Raw genomic sequence first — 21,997 nt, forward strand, 5'->3', positions numbered from 1 at the left:
CATCACTCAGTAACCCCCATTGAGAGCAGTTAGCCGAATCGACTGAAATTCATTAAGAGCTACAGTCGATCGATCACTTGGTTAAATGTTAAGCTCGGCCGCATTGCGGTGGACACTTTATCCTCGTTTGCAAAGTAGTAACCATCTATATCCACTGGCTTTCCTTGAACACTGGTAAGTTCTGACAGAATCTGAATTTCCTTACCCGACAATTCTTGGAACACAGGTGTAAAGATCTTTTGAAGTTCTAAATCTTCACTCTGCGTAGCTAAAGCTTCTGACCAGTAGAGTGCTAAATAGAAATGACTGCCTCGATTGTCAAGCTCTCCGAGTTTTCTTGCAGGAGATTTATCGTTATTTAAAATTTTTCCATTAGCGGTGTCCAAAGCTTGAGCCAGAATTTTGGCTTTGGAATTTTTGTACTTATTCGCAGCATCTTCAATCGAGACGGCGATGGCTAAGAATTCCCCTAAGGAGTCCCAGCGCAAGTAGTTCTCTTCAAGGAACTGCTGGACGTGTTTAGGAGCTGATCCACCCGCTCCTGTTTCGTAAAGTCCGCCACCAGCAAGTAGGGGCACGATAGAGAGCATCTTGGCACTTGTACCTAGTTCTAAAATAGGGAAAAGATCGGTCAAGTAATCGCGTAAGACATTGCCCGTGACAGAGATGGTGTCTTGGCCTTGTTTCACTCTGGTGAGCGAAAATCCCATAGCGTCTACAGGAGATAAGATTTTAATTTCTAAACCTTGAGTGTCTAAATCTTTTAAATAGGCCTCTACCTTTTGAATCAAGTTAGCATCATGGGCTCTTTGGGGATCAAGCCAAAAGACCGCAGGAGTTTGAGTGAGGCGAGCGCGCTCTACGGCTAGCTTCACCCAATCTTTGATGGCGATGTCTTTGGTTTGGCACATGCGCCAAATGTCTCCCTTTTCAACTTTGTGCTCAAAGATCACTTGGCCTTTTTGGTCGATCACTTGCACCACGCCATCTGTGGTGATTTCAAAAGTCTTGTCGTGAGAGCCGTATTCTTCGGCTTTTTGTGCCATAAGGCCCACGTTAGAAACGCTTCCCATAGTGGTCACATCAAAAGCGCCGTAAGCTTTAGAAAAAGAAATCACCTCTTGATAAATGCCCGCATAACAACGATCAGGGATGGTGGCCTTCATGTCATGAAGCTTGCCATCGGCTCCCCACATTTGACCTGAAGATTTAATGGCTGCGGGCATAGAGGCATCAATGATCACATCACTGGGAACATGTAAGTTAGTAATACCCTTATCTGAATCCACCATGGCCAGAGCAGGGCGAACCTTAAGCTCTTCTGTGAGGCTGTTTTTGATCGCCTCTTGTTCAGAAGCAGGGAGCTTTGTGATTTTACTGTACACATCACCTAGTCCGTTGCGAGGGTCGACTCCTAACTCGGCAAACACATCCGCATATTTGGCAAAGGTGTCTTTAAAGAAAGTGGTCACAGCATAGCCAAACATAATGGGGTCAGAGACCTTCATCATGGTGGCTTTTAAGTGCAAAGAGAACAGAACGTCTTTGGCTTTGGCATCGGCAATGGCCTGTTCAAAAAAACGTTTCAGAGCTGCCACACTCATGGTGGAGGCATCAATCACTTCGTCTTTTTGTAGGGGCAAGGACTCTTTAAGCACTTGGGTTTGCCCTGTTTGATCTTTAAGAACAATTTTAACGGTTGTGCTTTCTGGGCAGACATAAGATTTTTCAGAAGAGTAGAAGTCGCCTTCGGTCATGTGATCCACATGGGATAAAGAGTTTTTGCTCCATGCGCCCAGTCTGTGGGGATGAGATTTAGCATAAAGCTTCACGGAGTTGGCCACGCGGCGATCAGAGTTGCCTTCGCGCAGAACAGGGTTCACAGCACTTCCTAAAACTTTGGCGTATTTGGCTTTGATAGCCACTTCGGCCTCATTCTTAGGCTCTTCAGGAAAATCAGGAATGGCATAGCCTTTATTTTGCAGTTCTTTGATCGCCCCCTTAAGCTGAGGCACAGAGGCACTTATGTTGGGAAGTTTAATGATGTTGGCCACTGGGGTTTTTGCAAGCTCTCCGAGTTCTGACAAGGCGTCTTCCACCTTTTGTTGTGGGGTCAGAAGTTCTGGGAACTGCGCCAGAATACGTCCTGCTAAAGAGATGTCTTTGGTTTCAATATCAATCCCCGCAGGCTTACAAAAGGCTTTCACAATGGGGAGCAAAGAGTGGGTGGCTAAGAATGGAGCCTCATCGGTTTTAGTGTATTTGATACTGATCTTTTCAGACATAAAATCTCCCTTTAAGTGGCTACGTAAATAGGTGTTTAAGATGGTTTAATCTAACTCATATTAAGTGGTTTAAAAAGTCATAATGACCTGCCCAATAGAGGGAAAAGTGACATTTTTGGGCTCAAAACCGTGAAAAAATACCTCAGAAAAAGGAATAAAACTTGCTTTAAAAACCTGTGGCATTTTGTAAGTCCATTTGGTCTTTGGATAGGGAGAGTAAAAGTCTCTCTGAGTCTTTTGAGAAAGTATGAAAGGTTCTCAAAAACGTGTAAGGCGCTAGGGAAGTGCGCTTTCGGGCAAAGATGAAATGATCAACACAAATGTGTTGAGAGTTGACTTATAAGAAAAATACTAGTTAATGCACTGTCGCCTAGAATTTGGGAAGGACGGTGCACGAAATTGAGAAGAAGTCACATTTGAGTAAAAGGAAAACGAGGACAAGATTTAGTGTTGGTATATGTACGTAGATTTTTTTGGTTTTGTTCATGTATAAGTCTCTTGTGGACCACAGGAAGCTTAGCGGCGCAAGAGTCCGCTTCGTCTCCAACAACCCATAATTTAACTTTAACCAGTGAACTTCTTAAAAAAACTGAAGCTGAAATCGCCTCATCTTTTCGGGCTTACAGTTTTGACGAGCGACAAGATAAATCTCAACTCGTTCAGCTGTACCTAGAACCTAAACTTCAATTACATCTTAGTGACGATTTTAAGTTTCGTGCACGTGGCTCTTTGAGTTTAAGCACGGCACGCGTGCAAGCGCGTTTTGATGATCCCTCTTTTAATACCATGAACTTAAATGAACTCGTGATCTCCTATGAGCCTTCACCGTGGTTCAATTTAGAGTTAGGAGCCTTGGATCAAGGTCAGCTTAATTCGATCATGCTGGTGGATGAAGATCGCGCCTTCCCTGGAGCGATGCTAAAAAGTGGTTGGCAAGGTGAAAACACAGAGGTGCTTTTTCGCGCTCAATACAGCATTCCTAATTCTGTAAGTCTAGAGATGGACCGCACAGGAGAGGAGTCTCTGCCTACTTTTGCCACGCAAGGTGTAGATGTCAGTTGGAAACCTTTAGATTGGGCCAAGCTCAGCGCCACGGTTCATCATTTCACATATAGAAATCTTCCTTCGGTTGTGGCCTTTCAAAGTGGACGTTTAGGCAACGAGGTGATTGGTGACACCACATCAGAGTCTTATTTTGCTTATGCTTTTGATGGCTTTGCCCAGAACCTGCAATTGGATTTAGATTTGCACGATAAAATTAAGAATCGCTTGCAGATCCAAGTGATTGATAACCTCGAAGCCCCAAGTGATCGTAGTCGATCTCAATGGACGGGGCTGGCTTTTGATCTGTTCTTTAAGGACATGATCATCTCTCCTGAGTTGGCGTACTTTTATGCAGAGTCAGATTCCGTACCTGCACTTTATAGTGCTGTGAAGTTGGGGCGTAATAATCGTGAAGGGATGTTTTACAGTTTAAAAGTTCATTTTCAAAAATTAGGACTCAGTGTGAAAGCCAGCTACGTCAATGCCAATCTGATTGAGCCTGATCCTATTCAAAACAAATTGAATGCCTTTGAGTTTTTGGTGGAGTTGCCTAGTGTTAAGTTTTAAAGCGTTGTTCTTACACCGAGATCTTGGTTTGTCTTCTTACACAGTAAGTAAGCAAGGGTTGTCTTTGCAAAAATATTTTAATTGCAAGGGACTATTTCTAGTCCTTGTATCCCTAGCTGTTTTACAAACTGGATGTCTTCGTGGAACGAAGCAGCCCTCTAGTCAAGTGGCAGGAGCTAAAGCTAGTGACTTTAGGCTTTTAGAAATACAAGGTCGCTCAATTGAAAAGAAAAGTAGTGAAGTGTGGAGTTTTCCTACACAGAAGACCTATGAATTTCGTGCTTGTTTGATTGGCAGAACCACACAGTCGCCCCTGGCCAGTGGTCAAGAGTTCCGTATCATTAAACCCGATGGCACTTCCTACAGTGAAAAGACCGATGATTTGGGTTGTGTGAATTGGAAAGAGACCCAACACTTTAACTTTATGGCAGACTCAGTTTACCTGAAAAAGACTCGTATCATTAAAGGTGTCGGAGTTTATAAAGGACAGGTAGAAGTCAGTTTAGGTGTGAACCCCTGGCTTGAGTATCGTGGTGATATTGGCTCTGAAGTGGTGGATTTAAACCGTAGTAATATTGCCCAGGAAAGTATCATTGATGAAAGTATTGATGACGACCCCGAGAAGTCTGGACTTTTCAGTCGTGGTTATGAGTCGACTGAATTGCAAATTGATCCTGAACTGAATGTGCAGTGGATTCCTGTAAAAAACATCAAAGACGGGAAAACTTTAAAGATGATCCTACGCACTCAGCTATTTGTTGAAGCGATGAATTTGCGTGGGGAGCCTGTGAAGTTTCCTCTTTCTACAGGTCGTTTTAAAGTTTATGCGCAACTGATCAGTAACTATATAGGTGAAGACTCTAAACAACATGCACTCTTAACACCAGGAATTTTACCTTCGGTGGTCAATGTTGAGAGAAACGGCAGTTTGTCTTTGACTATGGATTTTAATTTAAAAAGACAGATCCATATGGGACAAGTGCAGTTGGCACTCAAAATTGAACCTGTACATGCCCCTGTTAAGATCAGACCTTATCAAGGATTGCATAATGTGGGCGGATTTATGGAGCTTCTTGGTAAAACAAGCGCCACTCAAATCGCAGGACACTTATCACAAACCCGTTTTGATTATGCTGAGTTTGTAAAGTCGGCGGCCAATTTTGAAGACTTAAAAAAGACAGGGATTGCCAAGGACCTGCCGCCTGTGGACTACTCTTTGATGGATGCCAGATTTGTGCGTATTAAAAGTGGTGAAACCAGTACGCACAGAACAGTGGTGTATCGTGTTTCTACGATTGTCACAGACTCTATTACTGGTGCCCCCGTGGTGTACCAGAATTTTAAAATTAAGAAACACTTTAATGACTTCTCTGTTGAAGAGAGTGTGACCTCTGACAAGTACGGGATGCTGGTGTGGTCTGATGAGATTTCACATGCTTATTATAAACCTGAGCAGTACTTCTTTCCGCAATTTACAGTCACTGAAGTGGCGTCAACCAACACTCAGAAACTGACCTTGGGTCTCAACCCTTGGGATGAAGGATGGACTTTTGGTCGTGATACTCGTAACAGCGAGGCTGACTTTGAAGCCTTGGCCAAAGATGATGTGCGCAAACCTATGTTTGTGATCGACGCCTTTAGATATCAGACCATTCGTTTTAGATATGTAATTGATGAATATTTAACTTTAAACGTAAAAAAAGCGGTGGTGATGGCTTTAGACCCTTTGGTGCAAAGATTCACCATTAAAGACGGTCGAAAGTTTGAGCCCTTACGTGATGGTATTTATCTAGTTAAAGTGGCTTTGGTAAAGTTTTATATTGATCCTTTTCAAAATAACACTCGACTGTATGTGGATGATCAGGGTCGACATACTTTACATATGGATGGCATTAACGAAGATTCGCAAAAGGGCGAGTACACCACAGTCATTAAAAAACTTGTGCGTGTCCAAGCAGGTCGTATCACAACCCCTTTAGAGTTCTCTATGCGTGATATTCGTATGATGAGTATCAGATCAAGCATTATGGTGCAGATTGAGACCATTGATGAAAACCGTTTGATTCGTGACAACTTGGTCAATGATCATATGAGTCAGATTTTTGAAGATTATCTAGAGTTTAATGCTGAGGGCATGAGCGAAGAAGATAAAAAAGCCTTCTTGGCTGAAAAGCGTGCGCAGTATGAAGAAGAGGTCAAAAAACTTCGAGATGAGATGGAATTGGAACTGGCTAAGTTACGTGAAAAGCGTGATGAAGAGTCTCGTTTATACGAAGAGCGTGCCAATTTATTAGAAAAACTCGTATCGCGTTTAGCCGACCATGCTCGTAATAATTCTGCGGAAGTTTATGAGCAAAATATGCGCTTATCGCGTGAAGAATTTGAAGCGAAGTTTAAAAAAGCTCGTGATGAGATGGATCGTCTTGAAAAACGTATGAAAGAGTACTGGGAAAAATGGGATCAAAAGTGGGCAAACGCTCAACTTACAAATCAAGGCAGTGGTGTCTTAAGTCAGATTCCACTAGAGCATTTATCAACAAAACCTAGTTATGCTGATTATTTGGGTATGATGCAGATCTTTATGGATGATTATGGCCTGGGCAGTATGGTGGGCTATGATGATCTTAAGGGTTTACAGCTAAACAACTACACCACAACATCTGTAGCGCCATTGATTGACCTCAACTATTATCGCAATGATTCAGGTCTTGAACGCAGAACATTTATTGGTCCATGTACATTAGTGGAAAACGACAATATGTCAGAACTGCGTCCCACCGACACCATTGATGAGATCAAGTGTGATACAGGATACTGTTCTCAAGATGTCACTCAAGGCGATGATGTTGTGAAGTTAGACCATGAAGACAACTCGGAGTTTGAAGGGTCTGCTTATCATGATTCCTTTAAGCCTTTTGCTGAACAGTTTAAGCACGTGGATTCCATTATTGATTTGCATATTAAAAATGAACTTCACTACCAAAAAGAAATGCGAGCCTTCTCGCAACTGGCTAATTTTGTTGAGCGTTACAACTTAGACTATGTGTCTTTAAAGGACATTCCATTAAAAAAGTTTAAGCAAGGTTGTGAGTACGGTCAGGGTGAAAGCTGTTTTGAAGAGACCAAAGAAAACACTCTGATTTCTAAAACTCTTTTGGGAATGCTTAATGCTTCTCCCACCCAAGATCTTGTGCAACGTTACTTTTACGTTAAACCTTTACATAAGTTAAACAAGGTGACAGAGCAGATATTACGAGAAAACACCTTACAACCCTTATGGGAAAAGGCTACAGGGCTTTTGGGAAGCTTCTTTGATGATAGCAACTTGTGGGAAACAGGCGTGCCTTATGCGTCTCGTGGTATTGGCAACCGTTACCTGCATACGGCCGCAGATTATATGCGCAATAAGGTGGAGGCCGATGAGGTGACCTTTGATCACAAAGACGTCAGTCGTTGGTTGGACACAGGTCTGCGCGAGATGAATCTGGTCGATGGCGTGAAATTGTGTCACACACTCACGCAAAATGCGATGAGACATTTAAGATCGAAAAACTTACTTGATGAAAGTGAGAGTTTTTGGAACCCGCCCAAGAAGACGTCTGAAGAGTATTTATTGGAGTACTGTTTTTCCAAAATACATTTTGTGGAAGAGACAGATAAGGTTGTGTTTACTGGTGGTGTGGCCTTTGATAGACGCTATCGTGCGGTCAGAACGGGTCGTAATAAACATATTGCGGGTAAAAATATCAACTTAAACATAGGTATGGATTTTAGTATCGCTAATTATGGTGATATCAGTTCAGCCTACACTTTAGGTCTTAACGGTGCGGCACTTTTAGGTCCTATTTCTACAGGTGTAGGCGCTCTTACAGGCGGCATAGGAGCTGGAGCTGTGTCAGCTGTGGGCAACTTCGTCATCGCCCAAGGTACGGTGACCAGTGCTGAGGGTGTGAGCATGACTACCAGTACAAGTGTCAATACGGCCGTACTTTTGGTGGTGCAAAAAGCAGAAATTGAAATCACTCTTAAAGAGCATGAAAAGTGTGCCATTGCGCAATTTACTCCTGAGTTTATTGACGGCATCAATATGTCCATGCTCAGAGTGCGTGACGGTGTCGAAAGACGTGGTGTGGATTACAGAAGTAGTCTGGCTCGTGGTCTATTTATATGCGGGGGTGAGGTGTTTGATGATGCTAAACCCGTAATGGAAGACTACTACTACGTCACTCAGCATTTTACCGCTGGAGACATGTTGGATGAGAACAATTTGCTTAACCATGTATGGTTATTATCACTGCGTGGTCAGCGTGAGTTTGATAACTTTGTTCGCATAATCAAAGCCAAAGAAGTGAACTCTAAAGGTGAGGTCATTGCGGATCACGAAAAGTATAACTATTCGCTCTCGCATTTGGAAAAAGTGTATCAAAAGATGCTGCCGACCTTTCCTGGGCTTTATGCTGTACCTGAGCGCGCGCCACAGATTACACGTACCCTTCGCCAATGATTAAATTTATCTTATAGCACTGCCTTAAGTCTTTCTTTGGGGTGGTGCTGTGGTAGATTATTTCTATGATTTTTCAAAAAAGCACTCTTCAGCATGGAATTCGTGTGGTCACAGAACAGCACAACTGGGCCAATACAGTTTATATTGGTCTTTATGTGGAAAGTGGCACCAAGCATGAGCTTGAGGGACAAATGGGCATGGCCCATCTTGTAGAGCACATGGTGTTTAAAGGCACCGAGGGCAGTTCAGCTTTAGATTTGGTTTTAAATATTGAAAAAGTAGGGGGGGAGATCAATGCTCACACCTCTAGGGAGTACACCTGTTACACTGTTCAAACTCTCCGACAGGGATTTGATTTGAGTGTGAAAACGCTTTTTGATTTGGTGTTTAAGGCCAGTTTTCCTGAAGAAGATTTTTTGCGTGAAATCGAAGTGGTCCAACAAGAGATCGACATGTCCAAGGACAACTTAGAGGACTGTATTTTTGATCAGTACATTGAACGTGCTTTTACAGGACATGTTTTAAGTCGTAATATTTTAGGAACCAAAGAAAGTTTATCACAGATCAATCGTGATCAGCTTTTAAAGTATTACCAAGAGAGCTATAAAAACTCAAAAATCATTCTTTCAGTAACGGGTGCGATCTCTCATGATGAGGTGCTACAAAGTTTGAAAGATCAGGGTTTAGATCAATATACAAAAGTTCAAGATGACTCAAGCTACCCTTGCCCGTTGGTTTTGCCTGAACTCACTCACCAAGGTCACTATGATTGGGAACATAAAAAATCAGAACAGACACACATGATTGTTGGATTTCCCTCTACAGCCTTTATTAACGATCTTAGGTTTGAAGCGTATATCTTGAGCGCAGCCCTAGGTGGAGGGATGACCTCTAAGCTGTATCAGAGCATTCGTGAGGATCAGGGTTGGGCTTATAGCGTTTACAGTTATTTGCAATCCTTTAAAGAGGGGGGATCGCTGGCCATTTATTTAGGGACCTCAGCGGATAAAGTGTTACCTATTGCTCGCATCATCAACGATGAGATTAAAAACATTAAACAAAATGGACTCACAGCGGAAGAGTTAGAGCTTTATAAAACTCAAGTGGCCTCATCTATTCTTATGGGTGCCGATGATCTGGAAAGTCGTATGAATTCGATTGGAATCAATGAGATGGTTTTTGAGACGTACCGTCCTGTGGACAAAGTTCTACAAGATATCGAAAAGGTCTCTTTAGAGTCGGTGCAAGCCTTTGTGCGTACCCATTGGGAAGCGTCAAAAAGTTCAATTTTAGTTATGGGCGAAGGAAGCAAAGCAGAACAAGAGGCTTTGAAGAAATTTAGGTTTGATTTTTAAAATCACTGCACTAATGTGGTTCTAGGTTCTAGGTTCTAGGTTCTAGGTTCTAGGTTCTAGGTTCTAGGTTCTAGGTTCTAGGTTCTAGGTTCTAGGTTCTAGGTTCTAGGTTTATTGAGGCCGCATAGAGATGTGTGCCGTCGTCCCGAAGAAGTCCGTGGAGGGAGAATCATGATTGATGTAGATAAAATTTCAGAAGGAATCAAAACGGTAGCAAAAACCGCAGAGTCTGTTTTCGTGGATGTGGTTGCAAATGTGAAAAATAAATCTGAAGGCGAAGAAGAAAGCGGTAAAGGTTTTGATGTATCCTCTTTGGTGGATAAGGTAGGAAGTATGGCTAAAGATATTGATCTTAAACAGATCACAAGTTTTATAGAAACGATGGTTTCAGATTTTATTCGTCAGCAGCAGGATTTTCAAAAGACCATACCTGTAAAGATAAAAACTTGGCCTCACTTTAAAGGGGAATTGCCCAAATATGAATCTGCTGGAGCCAGTGGATTGGATGTGCGTGCGCAACTGAGTGAACCCATGATGATTGAACCCAATCAAAGAGTTTTGATTCCTACAGGTCTATCCATGGAAATTCCTGTGGAGTACGAAATTCAAGCCCGTCCAAGAAGTGGTCTGGCTCTGAAAAAAGGTTTAACTTTGGTGAACACTCCAGGAACTATTGATGCCGATTATCGTGGTGAAATCAAAATGATCATGATCAATCTTGGGGCGGAACCTGTGGTGATTGAAGACCAAGAACGTATTGCTCAGCTTGTGATCTGTCCTGTAATCAAGGCCGAATTTGAATGGGTGGAAGAGCTCTCGGATACCGCTCGTGGTGAGGGTGGTTTTGGGAGTACAGGAACCAAGTAAAGGGATTGACCCCCAACGTCTAGGACCGTCATAATAGAGATATGGCAGGCGTTATGGTTATATTTGGCTTCAAAAGAAAAACGCTTTTACTGACAGTGTGGCTTGGCCTTTTTGTGGTGCTTATGCCTAAGACACCACTCTACGCGAGTGTGGTCAAATTGGTTGTTGTGAAGCCTGTAGCCGTGGTTTATGAACGTCCCGATTTTGACTCTCCAGTCATCTATCAGTTGCCTGCAAAAAAACAAGTGTATGGCACACGGAAGACCATTGTGGGCGAGGCGGGTTTAGGTTTATTTCATAAGATTCGTCTGCGTAAAGGGGTGTATGGGTATATCCTAGACACTGAGGTCAGAAGCTTAGGTGGCACCAGTCAGAATTCCTCAGCAAAAGATGCAAAAAAAAAAGACTTAGCACCCATTAAAAAAAGTCGAAAATCCAAAGCAGCGGCTAAATCTAAAGATGGAGGCTCCACTAAAACATCCAAGTCTAAAGAGAAGACAAAACCTAAAGAAGACTCTTCAGGTTTTCAAATCTCTCAACCTCAGAAGACAGGACCTAAAAACTTAGGTCCCTTTTTTTTTCGTAAATATGTGGGCTTAAATTTAGGAATGGTGAAGTACTCAGAAAAGATTGTGGAAGGAACAAAGTCCTCGCAAGAGTGGATGGCGGGGATTAAGCTCACAGGCACGGACTGGATCTTTAAAAACTTTTTGCTGGATATCAACGTGAATGTGCATGTGGGAGCACCTCAGTTTTTTGAAGACTTCTCTACAGATGCGTCAGGCTTTTTGGTGCAGGCCGATCTGACGATGCCTTTTATGTTAAAGCCTCTGAACAATGGTGCGATTTATGGAGGGCTTGGCCCCCTTGTTTCTGCATCATCCTACAAATTCAACTATTTAGGTGAGCAGCGGGATTCGCAAAATGTCCGTCTGGGGGCAGTAGTGATGCTGGGCGTAGGGTATGAACTGGGAGGCTTTGCCTTTCGACTAGAGCCTAAATACTACTGGGAAAAGTCCCGTTATTTTGGGGTTCTTGCAGGAATCCAGAAAAGACTTTAAATTAAGTCCATGATTTCTCGAATCCAGCCTCTTACTGACGATGTGATTGACCAGATTGCCGCAGGTGAAGTGTTAGAGCGTCCTGCTCACATGGTCAAAGAGTTGATTGAAAACAGTCTAGACGCTGGGGCCACGTCCCTTGAGGTCCATGTTAAAAACGGAGGACGGGATGTTAAGATCAAAGATAATGGGCGAGGCATTCTTGCTGAAGATTTAGAAATTGCTCTTTTAAGGCACACTACAAGTAAGCTTTCTAAAATGAAAGATCTTTGGACTCTGAATACTTTTGGGTTTCGAGGTGAAGCCCTGGCCAGTATTGCGTCTGTCAGTCATCTGACACTTAGGTCTCGCGCCAACGGACATAGTGCTTACGAAATCCAAAGCCATTTTGGTAAGATACAGAAAAAAACTGAATCACAACATGAAGTAGGAACTACTTTAGAAATCCAAGGGTTATTGGACAATGTGCCCGCGCGAAAGAAGTTTTTAAAGACGGATGCTTATGAAGTGTCTGAAATTCGCAAAGTAATTTATGCCTACGGATTAAGCTCGCCAAAGACAGAAATTAAGTTTTTCTATAATGACAAATTGGAATTCATTTGGCCTAGTGGGTCCCCTTTATTGTCTCGATTCAAAGACATTTTAAAGACCCAAGACCTTTATGAGTCTGTGGCAGATTATGGAGGGGTTCGAGTGAGGGCGTATTTTGCCCCACCTCATGAGACGGCCAAATCCACACGGAAGATCTGGCTGTTTGTGCAAAACAGATGGGTGCAGGAGCCTAGCCTTTTGGCGGCTGTGCGTGATGGGTTTCAAAATGCCTTGCTCCCTGGTGAATCTCCTATCGGAGCCGTGTTTGTGGATGTCCCGCCTGAAGAGATTGATGTGAATGTGCATCCCACAAAGAGCCGAGTGAAGTTTCAAGACCCTTCAAGCATTTATAGAGCTGTCAGAAACACACTTTTAGATTTAGTGGAGCGCAGTCCGTGGCGACAAGACTTTTTGATGCCCCAAACTGAAGAGCAAGACGAGTTGCAATCCCCCCAGCATGAGTACCAAAAACCTGCCACAGAGACTTCATATAAACAAGAAGAGTTTGGACTCGCGGCTTATCGTTCTACCCCTTACGCGCAGAAGAGACAAAATTCTGATGGTGGTGGTGCTATAGATGAAAGGGGTGCTCCTCTGGGTTGGCCTTCTTCTGTGACGATGACTAGTGCTGCTCCCAAGAGGACACATTTAGATGCTGTAGGGGAGAGTGATACTCCCAAGTGGACGCATTTAAAAGTGGTGGGGCAGGTGGCAAAGACCTATATTGTGACCCAAAACCAAACAGAAATGGTGCTGATCGATCAGCATGCGGCTCACGAAAGATTTTTATTTGAAAAACTATGGACGGCCTTTAAAGAAGGGCGAGCCTTAGAAACTCAAAATCATCTTATCCCTTTAAGTTATGCTCTAGAAAGTGAAGCCTTTATGGAGCTGTTGCTTGCAGAAAAAAGCAATATAGAAAAATTCGGGATTGCCTTTGAGCAAAGTGGTCCCACACAGATAGAGATTGTGGCCACCCCATTGATGTTCAAAGACAGTTCTATTGTTAAAACTTTGGATGTGATGATGGAACAGATGGCAAAACACGGAACCAGTTTTATTTTTGAAGATGTGCTAGCAGATATGTTTGCCACCATGGCCTGTCATTCGGCAATACGTGCGGGTCAAATTTTATCAGTACCTGAAATGGAAGCTCTGCTGGATGCTATGGATGAGTTTCCTACAACTAGTTATTGTCCCCATGGACGACCTGTGTTTGTGAGATATCCATTTACAAAGTTAGAGACTGATTTTTTTAGAAGGGTGTGAGTTTTGAATTGGGAACGATTTTTTGTAGTAGGTCCAACAGCTTCAGGAAAATCTGGCCTAGCACTTGCTTTGGCGCAAAAATTTTCAGGATTGATTATCAATTCAGACAGCTTACAGTTTTTTAAAGATTTAAAAATTGGTACGGCTTATCCTTCAGAGGCTGACTTTGAAAAAGTCCCCCATCATCTTTTTGGAATCTGTGATCTTGAAGAAGAGTTCACTGCGGGTGAGTTTGTAAGACGTTATCATAAATTTGAAGACCAGTTGCTTGTGAGTGACGCTTCAACTTCGTCGGTTTTACCTCGCGTACGTCCGCTTTTGATCGTAGGTGGAAGTGGATTTTACATTCGAGCTTTAGAGACGGGTATGTTTCCTGTGGCGCAAGACTCGATGACCGCAGATTTGCCTCGTGAACACGAGGGTTGGCCCAAAGAAAAGAAGCTAGAGTTTTTAAAAGAGCATGACCCAGAGTACTTGGCCAAAATCGGAGTCAATGATCTTTATCGCATTGATCGTGCCATTCAGTTGTTTCTGGCTGAAGGCAAAACCATGACAGAGTTTCATGAGCACATGCAAGAGCAAAAAAAGAATCACCTCGAAGCTGAAACTGAGGCCTTTGCGTTTAAGTTAGGGGTGTATGTGGAAAGAGATGAATTGTTAGAAAGAGTCAAAGAACGCACACACAAGATGCTCACCTTAGGGCTGATTGATGAAGTGAAGGCCTTGGATGAAAAGGTGAAAAACAAGCAGTGGAAGCCTTTGCAAAGTGTGGGTTATAAAGAGACTTTGGATTTCATTCAAGGCGAAGGTGTAAAGACCCAGGACGAGCTGTATGAACTGATTGTGAAAAACACCATGAATCTTGCTAAAAGACAGATGACTTGGTTTCGTTCTGATCCTGATGTGGTGTGGTTTCATTCACAAAAAGACGAACTCAAAGCCATGTTGTGGATGGAAGAGCAGCTTGAACAATACCTGGATTAAAGGTACAAAACTTAAAACAGGTTAAGTGCAATATGAAAAGTATGACAGGATTTGCGACAGACTTTGTAGAACACAAAACGTCGGGCAAAAAAATAGAACTTAAAATCAAAAGTGTAAACAATCGTTTCTTTGAGTTTCGTCTGCACACGGTGCCTGAGTTTTTAGAATACGAAATTGAGGTGCGTAAACTGGTACAGTCCCAAATTCATAGAGGATCAGTGGATGTGTTTATGTACTACAAAAAAGACACCTCCTCAGATCGCGGAGAGAACACATTTATTGATGCCAACATAGCCGAATCTTTTTTGAAGCAATCCCAAAAGTTAGCTAAAAAATTAAAACTCAAATCAGATATAGAGCTTGCGGATGTTTTAAAGCTTTCAGGTGCTGTGCAGGTGCAGCGACAAGAGATCAAGTGGGATAAAAAAAATATTCTCAAAGCCCTGCAAACTCTACTTACAAGCTTTGAACAGGAGCGTGAGCGTGAGGGCCTGGCCCTAAAGCAGGAAGTGCTTGGGCTATTAACAGAACTTGAAGCCATCCGTGGTCGCATTGAAGCTTTAGCCCAAGATCTGCCCGACGAGGTGCAAAAGCGTTTACAAGATAAAATTAAAAACTTCAAAGAAGATGTAGACCCCATGCGACTGCAACAAGAGATTTTGTTTTATATTGATAAGTCAGACATCAAAGAAGAGCTGGTGCGTTTAAAAGAGCACATCCGTGCGTGCAAAGACCTAGTCCAAGCGAAGAGTCCAGAAGGCAAGAAATTAGATTTTTATGCTCAAGAACTTTTTAGAGAGATGAATACCGTGGGATCAAAGTCGAGTTCTGTAAAAATAACGGGAGAGGTTTTGCAAGGTAAGGCTATAATAGAAAAAATACGTCAACAGGTGCAGAATATAGAATGACAGATAAGATCGTGGTGGTAGCAGCTCCTAGTGGAGCAGGAAAAAATACTTTTATTGATAAAGCACTTGAGATTTTTCCAAATCTTAAGGACGTCATCACTTACACCACCCGCGAAATGCGCACAGGCGAACGCGAAGGATGTCCCTACCATTTTGTCACTGAAGCTAAGTTTAAAGAACTGATTGCCCAAGAGTTTTTTGTAGAGTGGGCCCCCGTGCATGTTTACTACTATGGCACCCCTTGGGACCAAATTCGTGACAATTGGAAGAAGGGCAATGGGGTGATCATGGACCTTGATGTCCAGGGGGCAGAGACCTTTAGGAACAAATTTCCTCAATGCTTGAGCCTATTTATCGAGCCTCCTAGCATTGACGTGCTCAAAGAGAGGATCATCAAACGAGAGGGCAAACTGCCTACGGACATTGATGTGCGCATGCAAAGTGCAGAAAAAGAAATGGCTAGAGCCCATGAGTTCACCCACCGTATCGTCAATGATGACTTTGAGGTGGCTTTTGAGCAGTTTAAAACCATCTTAGACTCCTACTTAAACGGTTGAAATCTTTAATAAACAATGCTACTTAATAGTGCTTTGGAGGTCCTTAATGGCTCGTGTAACGGTAGAAGATTGTTTAGAAAAAGTAGAAAATCGATTCGCTCTAGTGCTTTTAGTGTCTAAAAGAGCCAAGCAGCTGCTTAAAGGTGCTAAGCCCTCCATCAGAAAGGTCAACAACAAGCAAGTGGTCACGGCCCTTAGAGAAGTGGCTACGGGTGCTGTGGGTTTTGATAAAAAGCAATGGGTAGAGACCACTCCTGCGCTTGAGATTGAAAACGATCTTTCAAAAAGAGCTTAAAGTCTAGATTCAGTTTAAGTCCTTAACTCTTTGATTATACTTGAGGATTTTGAAATATTACCGATAGGTAGTTTAATCATGAAGGATTAAATGCAGCCTGAGAACTTAAAGGACAGAAACTATTCTCCAGAAAATATCGACGAGCTGTGCGAGCTTGTTCGCTACATTCATCCCAAAGCAAATATTGAATGGTTACGTCGAGTCTATGAGTACTCAGAAAAGGCTCACGCGGGTCAAATCCGACGCAGTGGAGAACCCTATATCTCCCATCCCTTGGGGGTAGCAGGCATTTTGACCCATTTGCGCATGGACATGGACACCATTGCCACGGGTCTTTTGCACGACACCGTCGAGGACACTGAAGCCACTCTAGAGGACATTCGACAAAATTTTGGGGACTCGGTGGCTTATCTTGTGGATGGGGTCACAAAGATCTCTCAGATGAAGTTTAGAAACACCCATGAAAAGCAGGGCGAGAACATTCGCAAAATGATTGTGTCTATGGGTAAAGACGTGCGTGTGGTTTTAGTAAAACTGGCGGACCGTCTGCACAACATGCGCACCCTGCACCACATGTCTTTTGAAAAGCAAGAGCGCATCGCTAAAGAAACATTAGATATTTATGCTCCTCTTGCCAGCCGTCTGGGGATCAACTGGCTTAAGGTGGAACTTGAGGATTTAAGCTTTAGGTTCTCTCAACCCGAATCTTATTATGCTTTGGTGCAAAAGGTTCAGCAGAAAAAAAATGAACGCGAAAAGTACATCGAGGATGTAAAGCGTGAAATTTCAAAGGAACTGGTTAAAAGATTAAAAACTAAATTTCGTGTTACGGGTCGCCCCAAGCACTTGTACTCGATTCATAAAAAGATGGTCTCAAGCAATATCGAATACGAACAGGTGTTTGATGTTCTGGCCTTTAGAGTGATTGTGCAGACCATTTCTGAATGTTATGAAGCTTTGGGGCACATTCACGCCATTTGGCGTCCTATCCCTGGGCGGTTTAAAGACTTTATTGCCATGCCCAAGGCCAACAACTATCAGAGTCTGCACACTACTGTGATTGGCCCTGATCGCAATCGTTTAGAAATTCAAATTCGCACAGAAGAGATGCACCTGATCGCTGAGCAAGGGATTGCCGCCCACTGGAAGTACAAGGAAGGGGATTCTGTTGGGGGAGGCAGTGGCTCGACGGGGAACTCTATTGAAAAGTTCAATTGGTTGCGTGATCTTGTGGCCTTACACCAACAGACAGACGACTCCAATGAATTTTTAGAAAACATCAAGTCAGATCTTTTTGAAAGTGAAATTTATGTGTTTACCCCTAATGGGGATGTTAAAGAGTTTCCCGAAGGGGCCACACCTATAGACTTTGCTTTTTCTGTGCACACAGAGGTGGGCATTCGTTGCGTGGGTGCAAAGGTCAATGGCAAAGGTGTGCCTTTAAAATACAAATTGCAAAACGGGGACTTTGTTGAAATTTTGACTTCAAAAGTGCAGCAACCCTCTAAAGACTGGCTCAAGATGTGTGTCACCTCCAGAGCCAAAACCAAAATTCGTGCTTATATTAAAACCGAAGAGCGCAAAAAAGCTTTAGAGGTGGGAGCGGCCCTTTTAGATAAAACTTTAAAACGGGCAGGACTCAACCTCACAAAATTGGCAAAAGAGCCCGAGTTTGACAAATTTATGAAAGACAGGGGTTGTAGCACTTTAGACGAATTTAAAGTGCAAGTGGGTTATGGAAAAATTCTTCCCAAAGCTGTGGTGGAAGCTTTTGCTCCCACCACTGTAGAACCCGAGGCTGAAGAGACTTTCATTCAAAAGGCGTTTAAATCTGCGATTCAAAAACGTAAAAAGACCTCTTCACTGGTCACCGTGGATGGGATGGATGAATTCTTAGTGCATTATGCAAAATGCTGTAACCCCATTCCTGGAGACAGTATTATTGGTTTTATCACTCTAGGACGTGGGATCACCATTCACCGTGCGGATTGCCCCAGAGCTTTCGAAATGGATCAAGCCCGTCGTGTAGACGTGGCGTGGAACAAAGGCCCTGATCAAATCCAAAGAACAGTGCGAGTAAGAGTGATCAGCTTAGACAAACGAGGTCTACTGATACGTATGACCGAAGCCTTTAACGCCAGAGGTGTCGACATCCACAACGCCCAAATCCGCACCACCAGAGACAACAAAGCAATATGTTTATTCGACGTCACCGTCAAAGACACCTCTCACCTCGCAGAAGTTATGAACGACCTACAAAAAATCCCAGACGTCATAGGTGTAACCAGAATCGCCTCCACTTAACTTTACTACAGAAGACTCTAGTCCTTTTAGTTGGGGTTTTGTTTTTAAGTATATAATCAAAATGCGAGTTCGGCTTGGCGTGCTTTTGCGAATGCAAAGGCATGCCAAACGTCACTGTCTGAGCATTTTGAATATATACTTAAAAACAAAACCCCAACTAAAAGGACTAGAGCTTCATCCCGAGGCCTGCGCGGATAGAGATCATGCTCGTCTTCACATCGTCACTAGGTGGAATGAGGTTGTACTCGGCTAAGACGGGAATAAAAAACTTATCGTTAATGAACCAGTCAAGGCCACCGCCCACTTGAAAGACCATGGTGCTAGAGATGTCGCTCTTGACTACGGCGTTGGTGTTGCCTGTGTTAAGAGGGAATAAAAGACCTGCGCCTACACCACCCCAAAATCTCATGTTGGAGTCAGGGTTAAAAATATAGCGCCCCCAAATGTCGGCAGCTAAATAGTTGATGGACATCACACAATTGACCACTCCAATACATGTTCTATTGCCTTCTTTGGCCTCAAAAGGTTGTGTTCCCACATATCCTCTAAGGAAGATGTGATTGGTGAGACTGTAATCTCCCATGGCCTTGATACTAATACCACTTCCACTTAAAGAGGCTTTTTCGCCAGTGTTAAAGCTCACATTGGCAGAACTTTGTACCATTCCCAGTACTCCACCCACAGCCAACTCTTTGTTACGTCGGATGGCTTTCTTTTTGCCACCACCCTCATCGTAAGAGTACTGCTCGTAAGCGGCTTTTTTGGCTACGTTTGATTTTTTCTTTGAAGGACGAAGAGCAAGCTCTGCGCCTTTAATGGCTTTTCCTTTGAGCAGCATCCCGATAGCTTTGTTGCCTTGCACTTTTGTGATTCTAATCACACCAGTTCGTTTCCCATTGTAGGTGGTGTAATATAGTTTTCCGCGCTGAACGTTCCCTTTAACTAAAACTTTATTATTTTTAACAGCTGCAACAGAGGCTGCAAAGCTGGGTACGCTAAATAAAAACAGGCTTACAAAAATAAATAAAATCGTTAGATTTTGCGTGCGGGCAAAGGTGGACCTCATGTTGCTCTCCTAAATGGTAAACATCCACCTTTAATTGAATCAAAAAAGATCTATAAGATCAATTTAGAACGGAATTTCTTCGCTACTATCGAAGCTTGGCTCTGGACCAAAGTCATCAAAAGGGTTGGAGTTGGAACTGCCACCACCATAAGTGCTACCAGATGAAGCTCCCATAGAGTCCGAAGCTGAGTTTTGTGCCCCTAAGAATTGGATGTTAGTGGCTACGATTTCCGTGGTGTATCTCTTTTGACCTTGATTGTCTTCCCAAGAACGAGTTTGTAAACGACCTTCTACAAACACCTGACGACCTTTGGAAAGGTACTTCCCACAAATTTCAGCAAGCTTGCCCCAAACCACGATACGGTGCCACTCTGTACGTTCTTGTTTTTGACCATCACGATCCACCCAGTTTTCACTTGTTGCGACACTCATACGAGTCACGGCACTTCCTGTGGATACGGTTTTTGTTTCAGGATCAGTTCCAAGACGACCAATAATAATAACTTTATTCACTCCAGACATAGTTCCCCCTTTGCAATGAAGAGTAGTATATAGTTGTCCTATGGGTTTTTCTGAAAAGCAAAAGCTTAATGCTTAACGCCCAAAATCACCGCAAGGCAATGACAGAAGTCTGCATAAAAAGTGACAAAAAATAGGCAGTTTAAAATTGATTTAAAGGCTGAAAGGACGGAACTCCTCTCGGATAGCCCGAGAGCGAGAAGATGTAACGCGCTCCTCCATCTAGAGTCGCACTTCGCCCACCTTTATTATTCAGTAAAACCGTTCCGATCATGGTGCCTAATTTCGATTCGGCATCTTTATTAAAATTCAGATCAAAATTGAAATCATAGGGGCCAGGGACAAAAGTGATAGAGGCCCCCATCTTACGTGTCGTTAAGTCCATTTGCCCTTTGACCTTGCCATAGATGACATCATTGGGTTGTCCTAGTGCGCCTTCGGTGAGATTCATTTTGCCGTTTTGCAATTGCCCTACAAGGGCTAGGCGTTTGAACTGACCTTCGGGGAGCATTAAGTCCATCCCTTGCATAGAAATCACACTGGGGAGCTCTACATTGGTGCCACTAAAGTTAAAACTTCCACGAGGATGATCTAAAGCCATCAGGTCCAAACGTAAGTCACTTTTGCCAGAAATCTTGCCTGAGAGTTTGGCAGGAGCTTGCATCCAGTTTAGAACTTCACCCACATCTATTTTATCCAAAGCCAGTTCAATGCGAGCCACCTTAGAGTCTTTGTTATTGGAGTGCCCTTGACCTTGGTGAGTGAGAGTGGCGGTGATGTTCCCACCCCAGATGTTTTCCGCACGAAAAGACCCTCCTGGTTTAAGACTTAAAAGACTAAGGATAGAGGGAGTGATGTACACTCGTTGCACAAAAAGTGGTGTGGTCAAATTAGGGGTAGCGATGTACACGTTTTTTGCTGAAATTCCAAAAGGGTAAAGACTAAGTCCGATATCTTCAAAAGACATTTGGACTTGGTTGCGAGTGGCCTTGCTGATTTGGTTAGAGATGATCTCTGAGATTTCACGATAAGGGAACATGACCACAATAAAGATCAACGTAAAGAAGAAGACCAAGAATATTTTAAATTTATGAAATTTAAATACGTTAATAATAGGCTGAAGGATGTAGGTTCTTAAATCTTCCATCAATTACGCCCTCGCCCACGACTTGAACGTCCTGCTGGGGGAGTCTCAACAGGGGCTGTCTCTGGAACTGCAAAGTTGGTGATATAAAGTTTAACATTATGGTAGTGAGGGTCTTCGGAATCGGCCTGCGTGCGAACACCTGTGACGATCAGTGAGTCATTCATGTTTTCAAGTACGCGCATGCTATGGGCCAGTTGTCTGACATTAAGTTTGTTTAAATTGACCTCAAAGGTTTCCACATGGGCTTGGGCTGGAAACAAATTTTGCACGGGTTGGGCGGGTTGGATTTTAATCTGTTCACGAGTCACAGGGACCGACATCAGTCGTCCTTCCGCTTCACTGGTAAATCTGGAAAAGTTAAACATCTCAGGAGAAAAAGACAATGAGGCCTTTTGCTTCTCAATGGTTTTGATTCTGCGGATGATGTCTTTGCGCTCAGAATAATGGTTCATATTGTAGGTGGACTCTTTGAGGCGTTGCAAAGGAATGTTAACGGCAACAAATAAAACTACAAGTACAGCTCCCACTTTTAATAAGGTCTGCTGACGAGTGGGTAGGGTGTAGTAAAACTCTCGGAATCTATTGTAAAGCTCACTCTCCGTCACACGAGACTTCAGTGTGTTTACAGATTCCTTAAGTTGGTCAGATATGTTTTCAAATGCCATCGTGTACTC

16 protein-coding genes are annotated in these 21,997 nt (G+C 43.1%); 11 read left to right on the forward strand and 5 right to left on the reverse strand.

All coding sequences use genetic code 11. From position 1 onward, the window contains the following. Nucleotides 1-59: 59 nt before the first annotated feature. Complete coding sequence (locus tag M9899_06795; protein MCO5113865.1) at nt 60-2,285, reverse strand: NADP-dependent isocitrate dehydrogenase; 2,226 nt, start codon at nt 2,283-2,285, stop codon at nt 60-62. Nucleotides 2,286-2,732: 447 nt separating this feature from the next. Between M9899_06795 and M9899_06800 the strand changes: the two genes are divergently transcribed. The 11 genes from M9899_06800 (at nt 2,733) to M9899_06850 (ending at nt 18,591) form a co-directional block, all read left to right on the forward strand. Beyond that, the gene (locus tag M9899_06800; protein MCO5113866.1) at nt 2,733-3,896 is read left to right on the forward strand and encodes a hypothetical protein; all 1,164 of its coding nucleotides are present in this window, start codon (nt 2,733-2,735) and stop codon (nt 3,894-3,896) included. Next, complete coding sequence (locus M9899_06805) at nt 3,883-8,400, forward strand: trichohyalin-plectin-homology domain domain-containing protein (GenBank protein ID MCO5113867.1); 4,518 nt, start codon at nt 3,883-3,885, stop codon at nt 8,398-8,400. Before M9899_06800 ends, M9899_06805 begins: the two co-directional genes overlap by 14 nt. Nucleotides 8,401-8,465: 65 nt before the next feature. Next, entirely contained in the window at nt 8,466-9,755 is a 1,290-nt protein-coding gene (locus M9899_06810) for an insulinase family protein (GenBank protein MCO5113868.1), read from the forward strand. A gap of 171 nt (nt 9,756-9,926) precedes the next feature. Continuing rightward, the gene (gene dut / locus M9899_06815) at nt 9,927-10,622 is read left to right on the forward strand and encodes a dUTP diphosphatase (GenBank protein ID MCO5113869.1); all 696 of its coding nucleotides are present in this window, start codon (nt 9,927-9,929) and stop codon (nt 10,620-10,622) included. 53 nt (nt 10,623-10,675) lie between these two features. Next, entirely contained in the window at nt 10,676-11,683 is a 1,008-nt protein-coding gene (locus tag M9899_06820) for a hypothetical protein (protein ID MCO5113870.1), read from the forward strand. 9 nt (nt 11,684-11,692) lie between these two features. Continuing rightward, the gene (gene mutL, locus M9899_06825) at nt 11,693-13,543 is read left to right on the forward strand and encodes a DNA mismatch repair endonuclease MutL (protein ID MCO5113871.1); all 1,851 of its coding nucleotides are present in this window, start codon (nt 11,693-11,695) and stop codon (nt 13,541-13,543) included. A gap of 3 nt (nt 13,544-13,546) precedes the next feature. Next, nucleotides 13,547-14,527 carry a tRNA (adenosine(37)-N6)-dimethylallyltransferase MiaA gene (gene miaA, locus M9899_06830; protein MCO5113872.1) on the forward strand — a complete coding sequence of 327 codons (981 nt, stop codon included), beginning with the start codon at nt 13,547-13,549 and terminating at the stop codon, nt 14,525-14,527. A gap of 32 nt (nt 14,528-14,559) precedes the next feature. Further along, nucleotides 14,560-15,435, forward strand: coding sequence for a YicC family protein (locus M9899_06835; GenBank protein MCO5113873.1), 876 nt, complete (start codon nt 14,560-14,562; stop codon nt 15,433-15,435). Next, nucleotides 15,432-15,992: a guanylate kinase gene (gmk, locus tag M9899_06840; GenBank protein MCO5113874.1), complete on the forward strand. Its 561-nt coding sequence runs from the start codon at nt 15,432-15,434 to the stop codon at nt 15,990-15,992. The genes M9899_06835 and gmk overlap by 4 nt, the downstream gene beginning before the upstream one ends. Nucleotides 15,993-16,038: 46 nt before the next feature. Next, nucleotides 16,039-16,287 (forward strand): DNA-directed RNA polymerase subunit omega, encoded by a 249-nt coding sequence (gene rpoZ / locus M9899_06845; GenBank protein MCO5113875.1) that lies wholly within the window; start codon nt 16,039-16,041, stop codon nt 16,285-16,287. A gap of 90 nt (nt 16,288-16,377) precedes the next feature. Continuing rightward, on the forward strand, nt 16,378-18,591 hold the full coding sequence (locus M9899_06850; GenBank protein MCO5113876.1) for a bifunctional (p)ppGpp synthetase/guanosine-3',5'-bis(diphosphate) 3'-pyrophosphohydrolase: 2,214 nt from the start codon (nt 16,378-16,380) through the stop codon (nt 18,589-18,591). A 166-nt stretch (nt 18,592-18,757) separates the two neighbouring features. Here the strand turns inward: M9899_06850 and M9899_06855 are convergent, their stop codons facing one another. The 4 genes from M9899_06855 to M9899_06870 all read right to left on the reverse strand — a co-directional run bounded on the left by M9899_06855 (nt 18,758) and on the right by M9899_06870 (nt 21,988). Next, nucleotides 18,758-19,657: a porin family protein gene (locus M9899_06855; GenBank protein MCO5113877.1), complete on the reverse strand. Its 900-nt coding sequence runs from the start codon at nt 19,655-19,657 to the stop codon at nt 18,758-18,760. 63 nt (nt 19,658-19,720) lie between these two features. Next, entirely contained in the window at nt 19,721-20,179 is a 459-nt protein-coding gene (locus M9899_06860; GenBank protein ID MCO5113878.1) for a single-stranded DNA-binding protein, read from the reverse strand. A gap of 139 nt (nt 20,180-20,318) precedes the next feature. Next, nucleotides 20,319-21,323, reverse strand: coding sequence for a type II secretion system protein GspN (gene gspN, locus M9899_06865; GenBank protein ID MCO5113879.1), 1,005 nt, complete (start codon nt 21,321-21,323; stop codon nt 20,319-20,321). Then, nucleotides 21,323-21,988: a hypothetical protein gene (locus M9899_06870; protein MCO5113880.1), complete on the reverse strand. Its 666-nt coding sequence runs from the start codon at nt 21,986-21,988 to the stop codon at nt 21,323-21,325. The genes gspN and M9899_06870 overlap by 1 nt, the downstream gene beginning before the upstream one ends. Nucleotides 21,989-21,997 lie beyond the last annotated feature (9 nt).

This window comes from Pseudobdellovibrionaceae bacterium, from assembly GCA_023954155.1.
GTDB lineage: Bacteria > Bdellovibrionota > Bdellovibrionia > Bdellovibrionales > UBA1609 > JAMLIO01.